Here is a 15,144-nt window from a genome sequence, read left to right on the forward strand (position 1 = left end):
GTGATGTACTACGCCAAATAGCTGCTGCGCACGATGGCCGGCGGCGTCTGCCGATCAAGCACGATTCCTGAATAAATGTACATCATTGCAATTGCGTGGTTATTCGTAACGCTCCTGATGGGCAGCGCCGTCGCGATCAGTGAGTCGGTAGTCGGTGGCGTTCTGACTTTCCTGTTTTATGGCGCGCTGCCACTCGGGATATTCATGTATATCTTTGGCGGCCCACATCGGCGGCTGTTGCGGGAAAGACGAAATCATGAAGCCGACACTAACGTGAATCGAGATTCGGCAAAGTGAGAAAGGTCAAACGGCGAGCCAAATGAAGCTCGCGATGCGCCCCGTGATGTGATCACGCCGATACGAATAGAAATATGACGGGTCGGCGACAGTGCAAGCACTGTCACAAAACACTTCACCAACGCCTGCCTCGCGCAGTGCGCGCCTTGCCAGGCGAGCCAGATTTCCGAGCCAGCGGCCGGCGGCATTCAGTTCGAATGCGTCGTCCTCGCCGGGCATCACATCCAGGAAACGGGTGCGCACCTCCGGCCCGATCTCGAATGCGGTCGCGCCGATATGCGGGCCAACCCAAGCCACCAGATCGAGTTCCGCGCCGCCGGCCTTGGCGCTGTCACCGGCTCGGCGATGACCGTCCCGCATCGCGGAGACGGTTGCCTGCAGCACACCATCCGCGAGGCCGCGCCAGCCGGCATGCGCGGCACCGACCATGCGCCCGGCGCGATCCGCGAGCAGCACCGGCAGGCAGTCGGCGGTCATGATCGTGCAGGCGATACCCGGCTCGCGTGTCCAGGCGGCATCGGCGACAGGTGGTGTGAGCGGCAGATCAGGGCCGAGTTCGACGACCGCGGTGCCATGCACCTGCTCGAGCCAGACCGGTCGTGCGCCACCGAGCGGTCCGTCGACCACACGCCGACGATTGATGGCGACCGCCTCCGGCCGGTCGCCCACATGACTGCCCAGGTTGAGCCCGCCCTGGCCGCCCGAGGCCCCATACGGACCGACGCTCACGCCGCCTACACGCGTAGTGCAGCAGGCCTGCACCACGGGAGCTACCCGCCAGTCGGGACGGATCACGCGAGGACCGGAAGAGGGAAATGTCATGAGTGAGGCAAGAGAAGCGGATCAGTCCTGATCTGCCAGCGCCAGCCCATCAGCCAGTCCGAGCCGCTCGCACAAGGCGACGAAGTCGGGCGGCGGTTCGGCCGCGAAGGCAGGACGCTCGCCGCTGGCGGGATGATCAAAAGCCAGCCGCCAGGCATGCAGCGCCTGACGCGAGAGCAATTCACGATCCAGCCTGGTCCGGCGCAGGTTGCCGTACACCGGATCGCCCACGAGAGCGAAGCCGAGATGTGCCGCATGCACGCGGATCTGATGAGTGCGTCCGGTATCGAGCCGGCATTCGACGAGGCTGAGCGGCCCGCCGGCGGCATCGAACTCGGCGGTCGCCAGCCTGCGCAGATGCGTGATCGCGGGCTTGCCGTGCGGCACGACCGCCATGCGGGTGCGCTCGCGCTGATCGCGGCCGATCGGCGCATCGACGGTTCGCGCGTCGGCCGGGCGCCCCCAGCACACGGCCAGGTAGCGTCGAGACACGCTGCGCGCCTGGAGCTGGCGCACGAGATCGGTCTGCGCCTCCAGCGTGCGCGCCACCACCATGAGTCCCGACGTGTCCTTGTCGAGCCGGTGCACGATGCCGGCGCGCGGCAGCGTGGCGAGTTCGGGATAGCGGTGCAGCAGACCGTTCAGCAGCGTGCCCGACCAGTTGCCGGCGGCCGGATGGACGACCAGCCCGGCCGGCTTGTCGATGACGATGACCTGCGCATCCTCATGCACGACCGGAAAGTCGAGCGGCTCGGGCCGGTAGGCGAGCGACTCGGGATCGGGCGTCGGCACCAGGACGATGCGCTCGCCGCCGCGCAGCTTGGTGCGCGCCGTGGCCGGCCGGCCATCTAGAGAAAGGCGCCCCTCGTCGATCCAGCCCTGGATGCGGGCACGCGAATGCTGGCTGAAGAGTCGCGCGACGACGCGATCGATGCGCTCGCCGACGGCGTCCGCAGGAACGTCGGCGGTCAGTTCGGCGACGGCATGCGGCCCCGAAGGCCAGGCCAGTTCGTCATCATGTTCGGCATCGTCGCTGCCCGGGATTGCGGCGCTGGCCGTGCCGGAATTGCTCACCATCGGTCCTCTATACTCGACGCTTTTGTTTGAACGGGTAGTACTCGAATGGCGGACCGGATCACTCGGAGCGGCGACAGCCGCGCTGGCAAGGCGCAGCGGGCAGGCTGGAGGCGCAACGCGGCTCGGGCAGCAATCATGGCTGCATTGGTCGCGGGGCTCGGTGCCTGCGGCAGCGCCCCCAAGAAGAACCCGACCGCCGAGGAATTGTATTCCGAGGCCAAGGAAGACCTCGACGGCGGCGCCTGGGACGCAGCCGGCAAGAAATACGACCAGATCCAGTCGCGCTTCCCCTTCGGCCGCATCGCCCAGCAGGCGATGATCGAGCAGGCCTATGCGCAGTGGAAGGCGGGCGACACGGCGCAGTCGCTGGCCACCATCGACCGCTTCCTGCGCCAGTACCCGAACCATCCCAACGTCGACTACCTGTACTACCTGCGCGGGCTGGTCAACTTCAACGACGGCAGCGGCATCCTCGGCGCCATCTCACGCCAGGATCCGACCGAGCGCGACACCAAGGCACTGCACGACTCCTTCGACGCCTTCCGCGAACTGGTCGAGCGCTATCCCGATTCGCGCTACGCCGACGACGCTCGCGGGCGCATGCGCTGGCTCGTCAACGCGATGGCCGCCTACGAGCTGCACGTCGCGCGCTACTACTACCGGCGCGGTGCCTACGTGGCAGCGCTCAGCCGCGCGCAGACGGCCATCACCGACTTCCAGACCACGCAGTCGAACGAAGAGGCGCTGTACATCATGTACGCCGCCTACGACCGCCTCGGCATGGACCGCCAGCGCGACGACACCCAGCGCGTCCTGGCGCAGAACTACCCCGACAGCCGCTTCATGAAGGAAGGCCTCGGCCAGCCCGACAAGAAGTGGTGGCAGTTCTGGTGATGCCGGCGGGGCGACACGCTCAGTCCTGAGCGGCGTCCCTCGGCTGCGCCATGTCGCCGGTCGACGACAGGCATTCGCGCAGGAAGGCGATCGCCTCCTTCTCGACGCGGGTGCGGCCGAACGGCGGCAGGCTCTGCCAGATGCGACGACCGTAGGGCTTATCGACCAGCCGTGGGTCGCAGATCATCAGCACGCCGCGATCGGTCTCGCTGCGGATCAGCCGGCCGGCCCCCTGCTTGAGTGTGATGACCGCCTCGGGCAACTGCCATTGCGCGAAGGCATTGCCGCCATCGGCCGTGAGCTTGGCAAGCCGCGCCGCCAGCACCGGATCATCGGGCGGCGCGAACGGTAGCTTGTCGATGATGACGAGCGACAGCGCATCCCCGCGCACGTCGATGCCTTCCCAGAAGCTCTGGCTGCCGATCAGCAGCGCGCGCTCCGACTTGCGGAAGGTTTCGAGCAGCTCGCCTCGTGACAGATCACCCTGGCGCAGCAGCCGGATGCGTGCCGCCTCCAGACGGATGCGCAGCAGCTCGGCCGCCTTGTCCACCGCGCGCAGCGTCGTGCACAGCAAAAAGGCCCGACCGCCCGCCGCCTCGATCAACGGCCAGGCCGCCTCCACCACGCGCTCGATGAAAAGCGGGTGCTGGGGCTCGGGCATGCCGGCTGGCGCGTACAGCAAACCCTGGTTCGGATAGTCGAAAGGGCTCGGCCAGGATTCGGCGCGCGCATCATCCAGCCCCATGCGGCGCGTGAAATGGCTGAAGTCGCGCTTGACCGCCAGCGTCGCGCTCGTGAACACCCAGGCGCGCTGCGAACCCTCGCGCTCGCGCCGGAAGATGCGCGCGACCGACAGCGGCGAGCGATGCAGCTGGATGCTGGTCGAGAACACATCGATCCAGCAGACCCAGTTGCTGCGCTGGCCGTCGGCGTCTTCTTGATCGGGATCGGCCTGCGGTTCCGGCAGCGGGTTCTCGCCGCCTTCGAGCGGCAGCGCGGCTGTCGGCGGCTCGGTGGAAGCGCCCTCCTCCGGCTCTGGCTCCATCGGCAGACCGGCCTCGCGGCGCCACAACTTCAGGCGCATCGCCTGCTCGTGGGCACGACGGGCAAGCGCGGCCAGCTCCTCGCTGCGCACGCCCTGGTCGTCAAGCACGTCGCACAGGTCGCGCAGGCGCCGGCTCAGCTCGTCGAGCGCCGGCCAGAAGCCCGAGTCGAGCGCGACCTGGCTCGCCGCGAGCTTGAAGGCAGTGCGCGTCTGGCCGCCGGGACTCGGCAGGCTCAGGCGCAGGTCGCGCACCGCCTTTTCGAGCGGCGCGACCAGCTCGGGCCAGCGCGCCGCGTCGCGCGCGGCGGCCAGCCCTTCCACCACCGTGTCGCGGCACAGCTCAAGTAGCTGCGAACTGCCGAGCGTCTCGCCGAAGAACAGCGTGGCGGTGTCGGGCAGCTGGTGCGCCTCGTCGAAGATGATGGTGTTGGCCGCCGGCAGCAGCTCGTTGATGCCTTCGTCGCGCAGCATCAGGTCGGCGAAGAACAGGTGATGGTTCACGACGATCACGTCGGCCTGTTGGGCCTCGCGCCGCGCCTTCATCACGAAGCAGTCCTTGTAGTCGGCGCATTCGGTGCCGACGCAGTTGTCGCGCGTGGACGTCACCTGGGTCCACACCGGCGAACCCTCGGGCACCGAGGCCAGCTCGGCCTTGTCGCCGGTGAGCGTGGTGAGCATGAAGGCGCGGATGCGCCTCAGCTGGGCCGACTCCTCGCGCGACCCGAGCCGCCCCGATTCGAAGGCTCGTTTGGCGTGGTGATGGCAGAGGTAGTTGGCGCGTCCCTTGAGCAGCGCCACCGACACAGGAACGTTCAGCGCCTTGCGCACCGCCGGCAGATCGCGGTGGTAAAGCTGGTCCTGGAGCGTCTTGGTGCCGGTCGAGACGATCACCTTGCCGCCCCAGAGCAGCGCTGGCGCGAGATAGGCGTAGGTCTTGCCTGTGCCCGTACCGGCCTCGGCCACGATGGCCGATCGCTGGTCGATTGCCTCGGCGACCGCCTTCGCAAGCTCGATTTGCGCCGAGCGCGGCCGATAACCACCTGCGGCCTGCGCCACCGGCCCGTCGATGGCGAACAGGCGCTCGACATCGGCATCACGGGCACCGCTCGGCTTGACCGCAATGGCCGGCGAATCGGGCTGGCTGGATTCCTGTTCGGTGGGCAAGGATTGCTTCTTGGTCTCGCCGCGCAATATCACTCACGGGGGAGACGATCGTTTGAAAACAAACCAGATCACGCTGCAATCAGCGTGAAGCGAAGTGCGCGAATTCACGCGCACCCGGTCGTCACTATGCTGGAATGTCCGGCGTCAGCTGGATCTGCAACCAAGTGATCTGGTCCTTGATTTGCAGTTTTCTCTTCTTCAGGCGGCGGATTTGAAGTTCATCCTGGACCGGTGTTGCACAAAGTCGTGTGATCACATCATCGAGATCGCGGTGTTCGATTTGCAATTCGATGATTTGCTTCGCGATTGCATCCAGATCTTTAGCCAAGACCGGCCTCCGGTTCGTTTTGCTTGACCGCCAGGCTGGAAACGAAGTTCCAAACATGGCGAATCCACATTTTCATTCCCAGCCTGCGCACATGACGGGCGAAGACGGCGTGATTCCCTTCATGAGCCGTGGCGCGATGCCAACGAAGTTGCCATCCCCCCTCGCCACGAAGCGCTTCCGGCTGTCTGCCTGCATTGGCCAGCATATCGGCGACCGCAAGGAGCAGCAGGATCGCGCCGGCGTTTTCACCAGCAAGCGTGCCACCGGTTGCGCCCTCGCCGTCGTCGCCGATGGCATGGGCGGCCGGACGGGCGGCGCGCTCGCGGCCGAGCAGGTGCTGACAACTTCCCGCGCCCTATTCGACGACTTCAATCCTCAGCACCAGTCGGTCACGGATTTGCTGTCCGAAATTATCCGTGAAGCGCACACAGTCATTCAACTCACCGCCGCCACCGCCGAAAAGGAGCCGCACAGCACATTCGCGGCAATGGTGATTCAGCCCGACGTGGCGAGCTGGGCGCATGTAGGCGATTCGCGGCTTTACTACTTCAAGGGCTCGCGGCTCGAATTCCGCACCACCGATCATTCCTATGTCGAGCATCTCGTGAAGCTCGGCAAGCTCGATCGCGAAGGCGCGGCGCGCCACAAGATGGGCCATGTGCTGACCAGCGCGCTCGGTACCGAAAAGCCACCCGTGGTCGATTTCGGCGAAACCCGCGACATCGCGCCGGGTGACTCGTTCCTGCTGTGCACCGACGGACTCTGGCATTACTTCACCGACGATGAACTCGCCCGCATGGTGACGAGCGGTCCGGCGCGCGACGTGTCCGAGTCGCTGGTCGAGCATGCGCGCTACCGGGCGCGCGGCAAGGGCGACAATTGCACCTTCGCGCTGCTGAAGCTGCTCGAACCAGAATCTGGCAGTTGAGCGCGCCTCACTGCGCGCCGTCGGCGGCCTCGCCATGACGTTCGGCCCGGCGACGTGCCATCTCTTCCTGTCTGGCCTTGGCCTCGGCCTGCTTCCTTTCCCAGGCGCGACGGGCGTCGGCTTCACGGCGCGCGGTTTCGGCGAGGGCACGTTCGCGGGTGGTGGCCTGGTCGGCGCGGCGGGCTTCGTCCCTCTCGGCATTGCGGGCGCGCTCGGGCGCGGCGGCATCGAAGCGTGCGCGCTCGGCCTCGGCAGCCGACTGGCGCCGCGCCTGTTCGGCTTCGTTGCGGGCGCGGTCGGCCGCGGCTTCGGCCTCGCGCGCGGCGGCGTCGGCCGCGTTGCGGTCGCGCGCTTCCTGGCGGCTTCGGTCGGCGGCCTCGCGCTCGGAGCGGGCGGCCGCGATCTCGACCTCGCGCAGATCGGCATAGGCGGCGCGCGAACGCAGGCGCACGTCATCGAGACAGTCCGACACGAAGAAGCGCCTGCGACAGGCCGATTCGGCGTCGTACACGGCCCAGGCCACGCTGCGCCGGGCCTGCTCGACGGCGGCGCGTGCGGCGGGAATGCGGCCCTCGTCGATGCTGCCGCCAGGCGGGAAATCGCGCGTCACGGCGCTCGCCGGCAGGCGGATCGGGTCGTCTTCCGATGCGGCACGCAAGGGGGAAATGACCGCGAAAAGTGCCAAAAACAGCATGGCACAATGCGCGCCCTTCGCCGGGGGCCGGCGTGAACGGAGATTTGGATGTCGCAGCAACAAGATCGCAGACCGGAACAGACCGAGGCGCGGATTATCGCCCAGCTCGCCGTGGAGCTTGGCGCCCGACCCGAACAGGCCCGGGCGGCGATCGCCCTGCTCGACGAAGGCGCGACCGTCCCCTTCATCGCGCGCTACCGCAAGGAAGTGACCGGCGGCCTTGACGACACCCAGCTGCGCCTGCTGGCCGAGCGCCTCGTCTATCTGCGCGAACTCGAAGACCGCCGCGCCGCCGTGCTCGCTAGCATCGCCGAGCAGGGCAAGCTGACACCTGAGCTTGAGGCAGCCATCAAGGCCGCCGACACCAAGCAGACGCTCGAAGACCTCTACCTGCCCTACAAGCCCAAGCGCCGCACCCGCGCCCAGATCGCGCGCGAGAACGGCCTGGAGCCGCTCGCGCGCAAGCTGTTCGCCGATCCGTCGCTCGACCCGCAGGCCGAGGCCGCCGCCTTCGTGACCGAAGCCGTCGCCGACGCCAAGGCCGCGCTCGACGGCGCGCGCGACATCCTGTCGGAAGAGTTCGCCGAGAACGCCGACGTGCTCGCCCGCCTGCGCGAAAAGCTGCGCACCGAAGGCGTCGTGCGCTCGACCGTGGTCGAGGCCAAGCGCGCCGAGGATGCGACCGCCGCCGACAAGTTCCGCGACTACTTCGACTATTCCGAGACCTGGCGCACCGTGCCCTCGCACCGCGCGCTGGCGATCTTCCGCGGGCGGCAGGCCGGCATCCTCGGCATCGCGCTCACGCTCGACGACGAGGCCGAGGCGCTGGTCGCGGCCAAGCAGCCACACCCGTGCGAATCGATCGTCGCGGCGGTGGTCGGCGTGAAGCGCCCGGCCACGCCGCGCCCCGGCGACGTGTGGCTCGCGAGCGTCGTGCGCTGGAGCTGGCGCGTGAAGCTGCAACCCGGCCTCGAAACCGAGCTGCTCGGCGAGCTGCGCGAGAAGGCCGATGCGGAAGCGATCCGCGTGTTTGGCCAGAACCTGAAGGATCTGTTGCTCGCCGCGCCGGCCGGCATGCGCGCGACGCTCGGCCTCGACCCCGGCCTGCGCACCGGCGTGAAGGTGGCCGTGGTGGACGCGACTGGCAAGCTGCTCGCGACCGACACCATCTATCCGCACGAGCCGCGCCGCGACTGGGACCGCTCGTTGCTGTCGCTCGGCGCGATTGCCAAGCGCTTCAACGTCGAGCTGATCGCGATCGGCAACGGCACGGCGTCGCGCGAGACCGTGAAGCTGGCCGACGAACTCATCAGCAAGATGCCCGAGCTGCGCATGACGCGCGTGGTCGTGAGCGAGGCCGGCGCGTCGGTGTATTCGGCGTCGGAAGTCGCGGCGAAGGAGTTTCCGGAGCTCGACGTGAGCCTGCGCGGCGCGGTGTCGATCGCGCGCCGGCTGCAAGACCCGCTCGCCGAGCTCGTGAAGATCGAGCCGAAGGCGATCGGCGTCGGCCAGTACCAGCATGACGTCAACCAGCGCCAGCTCGGCGAGAAGCTCGACGCGGTGGTGGAGGACTGCGTGAACGCGGTCGGCGTGGATGTGAACACCGCGAGCGCGCCGCTGCTGGCCTATGTGTCGGGCCTCGACCAGGGCATCGCGCGCAACATCGTTGCCCACCGCGAGCAGCACGGGCCGTTCCGCACGCGCGAGGCGCTCAAGGCGGTCGCGCGGCTCGGCGACAAGGCTTTCGAGCAGGCGGCGGGCTTTCTGCGCATCAACGGCGGCGACGAGCCGCTCGACGCCTCGGCGGTGCATCCGGAGGCTTATCCGGTGGTGCAGCGCATCCTTGAGCGCATCAGGAAGGGTATCCGCGACGTGATGGGCCAGGGCTCGTCGCTGTCGGGCGTGCGGCCCGACCAGTTCGTGGACGAGCGCTTCGGTCTGCCGACGGTGAAGGACATCTTCGCCGAGCTGGAAAAGCCCGGCCGCGATCCGCGCGGCTCGTTCAAGGTGGCCGAGTTCCGCGAGGGCGTCGAAGACCTCAAGGATCTGCAACCGGGCATGGTGCTGGAGGGCACGGTGACCAACGTGGCGGCCTTCGGCGCCTTCGTCGACATCGGCGTGCACCAGGACGGGCTGGTGCACATCTCGGCCATGTCGAGCAAGTTCATCAAGGACCCGCGCGAGGTCGTGAAGGCCGGCGACATCGTCCGCGTGAAGGTCATGGAGGTGGACATCCCGCGCAAGCGCATCGGGTTGAGCATGCGGCTCGATGACGAGGTGGGCGCGTCGGGCAAGGCGGCCGGCGGCGGGCGCGAGGAGCGCGGTTCGCGCGGCGGCCGCGATAGTGGCAACGGCGGACGGCGTGACGGCGGCGGTGGCGGCTATCGCGGCGGACGCGATGACGCCACGGCGGGTGGCGGCGCGATGGCCGCGGCCTTCGCCAAGCTCAAGCGCTGATCGCTCCGCGGCGCGGGAGGCACACGGCTCGCCGCGCGTCGTCAGGGAGCCGGACACACCGGCCGACAGCTCCGGCGCGCGGCCATCGGGTCGGCGCCGGACCGGCAACTCTCAGATGCCGGCGCGCGCCAGTCCCCAGGCCGGCGGTGCCGAATCGTCGCTCGCGGCCGGCACCGCGCCCTGCTCCAGCACGAAGCCGCGCACGGCGGCGATCTGCATCGCGTCCACCAGCGCCGGGGCATGACCGACGCCCGGGAATTCCACCATCCGCGTGCCCGGCCGGCGCCGCTGCATCTCGCGCGCGACCGTTTCCGGGAGGATGTCCGACTCGGCGCCGCGCAGCACCAGGACCGGACAGCGCACCTGCTCCCACAGATGCCACAGGTCCACGCCTTCCCACCAGCGCAGGCCGGTGCGGCCGATCAGCCCACCGCCCAGCGCCAGCCCGCGCGCGATGGCCGGGTCGTAGCGCAGCGCGCGGCCGCCTTTGCCGTCGTCCTCGGCGCTGGTGGCGGCGAGCGCGGCCCATTGCTCGTCGGTCAGCGGGCCGAAATCCCGGCAGACATCGCGCAGATGCGCCTCGACATCGTCCTGGCTGTCGAAGCGCGTGTGCCGCCCCACATAGCTCGACAGCCGCGCGATGCCGCCCCACGGCACCATCGGCCCCACATCGTTGAGCACCAGCGCGTCGATCGGCGAATTGGCGCGCGCCGCCAGCATCAGCCCGACCAGCCCGCCCATCGACGTGCCGAGCCACACCAGCGGCAGACGCGCCGCCGCCTCGACGCGGGAGAGGTCGTCGCCATGCCGGCCCGCGACCTCGCCTGGCCAGCCGGCGCCACCGCCCCGCACCGCCGCGCCGGCGGTGGCCGTGGCGCGCTGCCCCGGCATCGTGTCGTCGAAGTTCACCTCGGTGATCGGCAGCCGCACCCCGAGCAGGCGCTGCCACCACGACAGCCTCGGCGGCGCGCGGCGCGACCGGACCTGGGCGACGCCATCCCGCCCCGGACCGGCCACGAGCCGGCGGGCCAGCGCGAGATCGTCCGCGTGCGCCTGCTCGCAGACCGACAACACGCTCATGGCGTCGAGTTCGTACTGACTGAATCCGTAGTCGGTGGGCGCCGCGAGCCGGTCGCTGTCGCCCCGGCCGGAAAAGTCGAAGGTCACGACCTCGACCGAGTCGTGCAGTCCGCGCGCGAGCGGATCGAAGTCGTGACGATTGCGGGTGAGGCCGTGAGCGCAGATGAGCCGGGCGCGCGGCTGACGCGCCCGCCAGCGGCTCGCGGCAAGGCGATGGAAACCATGCGCCGTCATCGACAGCGCGGCCAGCGGTTCGGGCGACGGGTTTTCGTTCATGGGCGATCCGGAGGAGGAGATCGAGCGGCGATCCGGTGCCTGCCGGACCACCTGCGCGGGGACGGCGGCCACGCCCGGCCCTGGGGGGCCGGCGCGGATCGCCGGGTTCGAAGGGATTGTCGCGGTGCAGCATGGCGCTTGACGTATCAAGCCATGACGCTCAGGCACGCGGTGCGCTTTGGCCGCGGGGCTGCCCTCAAGCAAACTCGGCGCCTCCGGCCGGCACGCCCGCGCGCGCCGCGCCGACATCCCTTCTCCCGCGAGCCAGCCATGAACGACGACTTCCTGCGCGCCCTGCCCAAGGCCGAACTGCATCTGCACATCGAGGGTTCGCTCGAACCCGAGCTGGTGTTCCGCCTGGCTCAGAAACATGGCGTCACGCTCAAGTACCCGAGCGTCGAGGCCCTGCGCGCCGCCTACGACTTCAGCGACCTCCAGTCCTTCCTCGACATCTACTACGCGGGCGCCGACGTGCTGCGCGACGAGCAGGATTTCTTCGACATGACCTGGGCCTATCTCGAACGCGCCCAGGCCGACGGCGTCGTGCACACCGAGATCTTCTTCGACCCGCAGACGCATACCGCGCGCGGCCTCGGCTTCGAGGTGTTCATGCCCGGAATGAAGCGCGCGCTCGACGCCGCCCGCGAGCAGTTCGGCATGACCTCGCGCATGGTCATGTGCTTCCTGCGCCATCTGAGCGAGGAAGACGCCTTCGCCACGCTGGACGCCAGCGCGCCGTACCGCGACTGGATCACCGCCGTCGGCCTCGATTCGAGCGAGGTCGGCCATCCGCCGGGCAAGTTCGAGCGCGTGTTCGCGAAGGCGCGCGAGCTGGGCTTGCTGACGGTGGCGCACGCCGGCGAGGAAGGCCCGCCGTCCTACGTGTGGGAAGCGCTCGACCTGCTCAAGGTGAGCCGCATCGACCACGGCGTGCGCAGCGAGGAAGACCCGGCGCTGATGGACCGCCTCATCGCCGAGCGCATGCCGCTCACGGTCTGCCCGCTGTCGAACGTGAAGCTCTGCGTGTACGACACCATGGCCGAGCACAACCTCAAGCGCATGCTCGACCGGGGCGTGATGGTCACCATCAACTCCGACGACCCGGCCTACTTCGGCGGCTATGTGCTCGAAAACTTCCGCCAGACCCAGGCCGCGCTGGCCTTGAGCGATGCCGAGATGGCCCGCCTCGCGCGCAATTCCATCGACGCCTCCTTCCTGCCCGACGAGGAGAAGGCGGTGCACAGCGCCCGCATCGATGTGCTGCTGGCCGAGGCCACCTGACCGACGCCCCCGAAATCCCACCGACAGCAAAGCCGGCCGAACGCCGGCTTTTTTCATGCTGCGCAACGATAGGGTCGCCTGTCGGGATGAAACGCTCCGGCACCGCCAGCAAATCCCGGCTATTCCGCCCAACGGGACAGGAAGCGCTCCCTAGCATCGGAGCCGCTTAGTAACAAGACGCTTACGCGCTGTTGCATCTGGCGCGTGACCAGACCCGGACCTCCCCGGGGTAACCGTGGCGACGCAGACCACGGCAGCGCGCCCGCATTCCTGCTCCCGTGCGCCCGCCCCTTTCCGACGATCGGCTGCACGGTGTTCCAACGCCGGAGGTTTTCCTTGCAGCTCTCCCGTCCCTTCGCCCTGCGCCTCGGCGCCGTCGCCGTGCTCGCGGCCTGCCTGTCGGCCTGCGCGCCGCTCCAGCCCGAGCGCATCAGCCTCAAGGCGCTTGCCCAGACCACCGAGGAGGACCGCGCCGCCGTGCGCGCCGAGGTGCCGCCGCTCGGCGAGCGGCTCACGCTCGATGAAGCCATCGCCCGCGCGCTCAAGTTCAACGTCGACCGCCGCGCGCGGCAGATGGAAGAAACCTTCGAGCTGCGCCAGTTCGAGCTCGTGGGCTACGACCAGCTGCCCAAGCTGCTTGCCTCGGCCGGCTACACCGCGCGCGATTCCGACCGGCTCGTGCGCAGTGTCGATTCGGTGACAGGCACGCCGCTGTCGTACAGCAATCCGGCGCTGTCGCAATCGCGCGCCCACATGGTCAACTCGCTCACGCTGAGCTGGAGCCTGCTCGACTACGGCCTCGCCCGCTACAACGCCGAACAGGCCGGCGACCGCCTGCTGGCCGCCACGGAGCGCCGCCGCAAGGCCACCCACCTGCTGGTGCAGGACGTGCGCATCGCCTACTTCCGCGCCGCCAGCGCCCAGCTGCTGCGCGACAAGGTCGCCGCCGCCCTCAGACTCGCCGACGAGGCGCTGGCCGATTCGCGCAAGGCCGAGGGCGAGAACCTGCGCGCCCCGCTCGACGGCCTGCGCTACCAGCGCCAGCTCACCGAGAACATGCGCCTGCTCGAAGCCATCCAGCAGGAACTCTCGACCGCGCGCTTCGAGCTGGCCCAGCTCATGAACGCGCCGATCACGGCCGAGACCACGCTTGCCGCCGACGAGCTGCCGGCCGGCGCCGACCCGCTGGCCACGCCGGCCGAGGCGATGGAAGACACCGCCCTCGCCCAGAACCCCGACCTGCGCGAACAGATGTACCAGCGCCGCATCGCCGCGATCGAGGCACGCAAGGTGGTGGCCCGCGCCTATCCCAACCTGAGCTTCTCGCTCGGCACCACGCACGACTCCGACCGCTACCTCGTCAACCCGACCTGGACCGAGGTGGGCGCGCAGTTCGGCACCAACCTGTTCAACCTGCTGAGCCTGCCGGCGCAGAAGCGCGGCGCCGCCGCCGCCATCCAGCTCGCCGACGAACGCCGGCTGGCCGCGCATGTGGCGGTGATCGCCCAGGTGCACATCGCCCGCGAGCAGCTGGCCGGCACGCGCCGCCAGTTCGAGCGCGCCGAATCGCTGTGGCAGCTCGACCAGCGCATCCTCGAACAGACCCGCCTGCGCGAGGAAGCCCGCGCCGGCAGCAAGCTCGACCGCGTGGCCGCCGAGACGACGGCGATCGTCAGCCAGCTGCGGCGCTTCCAGGCGCTGGCGCAATGGCATGCGGCGATCAGCCGGCTGCAATCGACGCTGGGCGTGGACGCGATGCCCGACAGCGCCGACGACCTGAGCCTCGACGCCCTGCGCGCCGAAGTGCGCAGCCGCCTGCTCGGCGTCTGAAGGGGATGGCGATGAAGTCCAGCCTCCCGCGCACCGCCGCCGCCCTGGCGCTGGCCGGCGCCTGCCTCGCGGCCGGCGCCCAGCAGGCCACGCCGACGGCGAGCCAGCCGGCGCCCCGGCCAGCCGTCACGCAGAACGCCAGCGCGCCGAACGCCGTCGCCCAGCCCGGCCCGCAGGCCGCGCAGCCGATGCGCACCGCGCTCGCCACGACCGCGCCCGTCGGCGCCCCGGCCGCGCCCGCCGCCACCGCCGCCACCGCCGCCACCGCCGCCACCGCCGCCGACGCGCTCGAACTGCGCGCCCAGCTCGCGCCGCGCCGCTACACCACGCTCGCCGCCGAGATCGGCGCGCGCATCCAGAGCCTGCCCGTCACCGAAGGCTCGGCCATCCGCGCCGGCCAGATGCTGGTGAGCTTCGATTGCAGCCTCCAGCGCGCCCAGCTCGACCGCGCCCAGGCCGCGCTCGACGCCGCCGAGAAGCAGCTCGCCACCCAGCGCCGGCTGGCCGAACTCAACGCCACCGGCCGCCAGGAAATCGACCAGGCCGAGGGCGAGGCCGGCAAGACCCGCGCCGAGATGAACCAGATCCGCGTCCAGCTCGGCAAGTGCGCCATCGCCGCGCCCTTCGCCGGCCGCGTGGCCGAGCAGAAGGTGCGCGAGCAGCAGTACGTGCAGCCGGGTCAGGCGCTGCTCGAAGTCATCGACGACAGCGTGCTGGAGCTGGAATTCATCATGCCGTCGCGCTGGCTGGCCGAGGTGCGCGTCGGCAGTCCGGTGCGCATCACCGTGGACGAGACCGGCCGCGACTATCCCGCGAAGGTGCTGCGCCTCGGTGCGCGCGTCGATCCGGTGAGCCAGTCGATCAAGGTCGTCGCCGCCATCGACGGCCGGCCCGCCGAACTCGTGGCCGGCATGAGCGGCCGGGTGCTGGTCCAGCGCCGCGCGCCCTGAGCGCCGCCCTTCCCCCTTCCA

General features: G+C 69.4%; 13 protein-coding genes. 7 read left to right on the forward strand and 6 right to left on the reverse strand.

All coding sequences use genetic code 11. The features are described 5' to 3' along the window. Positions 1–75 precede the first annotated feature (75 nt). Positions 76–297, forward strand: coding sequence for a hypothetical protein (locus H566_RS28260; protein ID WP_084544939.1), 222 nt, complete (start codon positions 76–78; stop codon positions 295–297). 6 nt (positions 298–303) lie between these two features. Here the strand turns inward: H566_RS28260 and pgeF are convergent, their stop codons facing one another. Beyond that, the gene (gene pgeF / locus H566_RS0110230; RefSeq protein WP_028311373.1) at positions 304–1,119 is read right to left on the reverse strand and encodes a peptidoglycan editing factor PgeF; all 816 of its coding nucleotides are present in this window, start codon (positions 1,117–1,119) and stop codon (positions 304–306) included. A 21-nt stretch (positions 1,120–1,140) separates the two neighbouring features. After that, positions 1,141–2,196 carry an RluA family pseudouridine synthase gene (locus H566_RS24215; protein ID WP_051378509.1) on the reverse strand — a complete coding sequence of 352 codons (1,056 nt, stop codon included), beginning with the start codon at positions 2,194–2,196 and terminating at the stop codon, positions 1,141–1,143. Between the two features lie 135 nt (positions 2,197–2,331). Between H566_RS24215 and H566_RS0110240 the strand changes: the two genes are divergently transcribed. After that, the gene (locus H566_RS0110240; protein ID WP_028311374.1) at positions 2,332–3,090 is read left to right on the forward strand and encodes an outer membrane protein assembly factor BamD; all 759 of its coding nucleotides are present in this window, start codon (positions 2,332–2,334) and stop codon (positions 3,088–3,090) included. Positions 3,091–3,109: 19 nt separating this feature from the next. Here H566_RS0110240 and yoaA read toward each other — a convergent pair whose 3' ends face one another. Next, positions 3,110–5,299, reverse strand: a complete 2,190-nt coding sequence (gene yoaA / locus H566_RS0110245) for a DNA repair helicase YoaA (protein WP_028311375.1) — start codon at positions 5,297–5,299, stop codon at positions 3,110–3,112. 124 nt (positions 5,300–5,423) lie between these two features. Continuing rightward, positions 5,424–5,627 carry a YdcH family protein gene (locus tag H566_RS28265; protein WP_139826464.1) on the reverse strand — a complete coding sequence of 68 codons (204 nt, stop codon included), beginning with the start codon at positions 5,625–5,627 and terminating at the stop codon, positions 5,424–5,426. Between the two features lie 55 nt (positions 5,628–5,682). Between H566_RS28265 and H566_RS0110250 the strand changes: the two genes are divergently transcribed. Beyond that, positions 5,683–6,555: a PP2C family protein-serine/threonine phosphatase gene (locus tag H566_RS0110250; RefSeq protein WP_245591322.1), complete on the forward strand. Its 873-nt coding sequence runs from the start codon at positions 5,683–5,685 to the stop codon at positions 6,553–6,555. A 7-nt stretch (positions 6,556–6,562) separates the two neighbouring features. On the opposite strand, the gene H566_RS0110255 is transcribed toward H566_RS0110250, so the two are convergent. After that, on the reverse strand, positions 6,563–7,249 hold the full coding sequence (locus H566_RS0110255) for a hypothetical protein (RefSeq protein WP_028311377.1): 687 nt from the start codon (positions 7,247–7,249) through the stop codon (positions 6,563–6,565). A gap of 48 nt (positions 7,250–7,297) precedes the next feature. Here H566_RS0110255 and H566_RS0110260 point away from each other — a divergent pair, with 48 nt between their 5' ends. Next, positions 7,298–9,706: a Tex family protein gene (locus H566_RS0110260; RefSeq protein WP_051378511.1), complete on the forward strand. Its 2,409-nt coding sequence runs from the start codon at positions 7,298–7,300 to the stop codon at positions 9,704–9,706. A gap of 111 nt (positions 9,707–9,817) precedes the next feature. On the opposite strand, the gene H566_RS27435 is transcribed toward H566_RS0110260, so the two are convergent. Next, the gene (locus tag H566_RS27435) at positions 9,818–11,062 is read right to left on the reverse strand and encodes an alpha/beta hydrolase (RefSeq protein ID WP_051378514.1); all 1,245 of its coding nucleotides are present in this window, start codon (positions 11,060–11,062) and stop codon (positions 9,818–9,820) included. Positions 11,063–11,332: 270 nt separating this feature from the next. On the opposite strand from H566_RS27435, the gene H566_RS0110275 reads away from it, so the two are divergent. The 3 genes from H566_RS0110275 to H566_RS0110285 all read left to right on the forward strand — a co-directional run bounded on the left by H566_RS0110275 (position 11,333) and on the right by H566_RS0110285 (position 15,123). Beyond that, positions 11,333–12,343 carry an adenosine deaminase gene (locus tag H566_RS0110275; RefSeq protein ID WP_028311379.1) on the forward strand — a complete coding sequence of 337 codons (1,011 nt, stop codon included), beginning with the start codon at positions 11,333–11,335 and terminating at the stop codon, positions 12,341–12,343. 336 nt (positions 12,344–12,679) lie between these two features. After that, on the forward strand, positions 12,680–14,173 hold the full coding sequence (locus tag H566_RS24230) for a TolC family protein (protein WP_051378517.1): 1,494 nt from the start codon (positions 12,680–12,682) through the stop codon (positions 14,171–14,173). Positions 14,174–14,184: 11 nt separating this feature from the next. Next, positions 14,185–15,123 (forward strand): efflux RND transporter periplasmic adaptor subunit, encoded by a 939-nt coding sequence (locus tag H566_RS0110285; protein ID WP_245591323.1) that lies wholly within the window; start codon positions 14,185–14,187, stop codon positions 15,121–15,123. The last annotated feature ends 21 nt before the right edge of the window (positions 15,124–15,144 follow it).

The organism is Derxia gummosa DSM 723 (assembly GCF_000482785.1).
In the GTDB taxonomy this organism is placed as follows: domain Bacteria; phylum Pseudomonadota; class Gammaproteobacteria; order Burkholderiales; family Burkholderiaceae_E; genus Derxia; species Derxia gummosa.

Excerpts from the sequence above, each read along its gene's own strand:
- H566_RS28260 (WP_084544939.1), top strand. The coding sequence starts at position 76 with ATGTACATCATTGCAATTGCGTGGTTATTCGTAACGCTCCTGATGGGC.
- pgeF (WP_028311373.1), bottom strand. The coding sequence starts at position 1,119 with ATGACATTTCCCTCTTCCGGTCCTCGCGTGATCCGTCCCGACTGGCGG.
- H566_RS24215 (WP_051378509.1), bottom strand. The coding sequence starts at position 2,196 with ATGGTGAGCAATTCCGGCACGGCCAGCGCCGCAATCCCGGGCAGCGAC.
- H566_RS0110240 (WP_028311374.1), top strand. The coding sequence starts at position 2,332 with ATGGCTGCATTGGTCGCGGGGCTCGGTGCCTGCGGCAGCGCCCCCAAG.
- H566_RS0110250 (WP_245591322.1), top strand. The coding sequence starts at position 5,683 with ATGGCGAATCCACATTTTCATTCCCAGCCTGCGCACATGACGGGCGAA.
- H566_RS0110255 (WP_028311377.1), bottom strand. The coding sequence starts at position 7,249 with ATGCTGTTTTTGGCACTTTTCGCGGTCATTTCCCCCTTGCGTGCCGCA.
- H566_RS0110260 (WP_051378511.1), top strand. The coding sequence starts at position 7,298 with ATGTCGCAGCAACAAGATCGCAGACCGGAACAGACCGAGGCGCGGATT.
- H566_RS27435 (WP_051378514.1), bottom strand. The coding sequence starts at position 11,062 with ATGAACGAAAACCCGTCGCCCGAACCGCTGGCCGCGCTGTCGATGACG.
- H566_RS0110275 (WP_028311379.1), top strand. The coding sequence starts at position 11,333 with ATGAACGACGACTTCCTGCGCGCCCTGCCCAAGGCCGAACTGCATCTG.
- H566_RS0110285 (WP_245591323.1), top strand. The coding sequence starts at position 14,185 with ATGAAGTCCAGCCTCCCGCGCACCGCCGCCGCCCTGGCGCTGGCCGGC.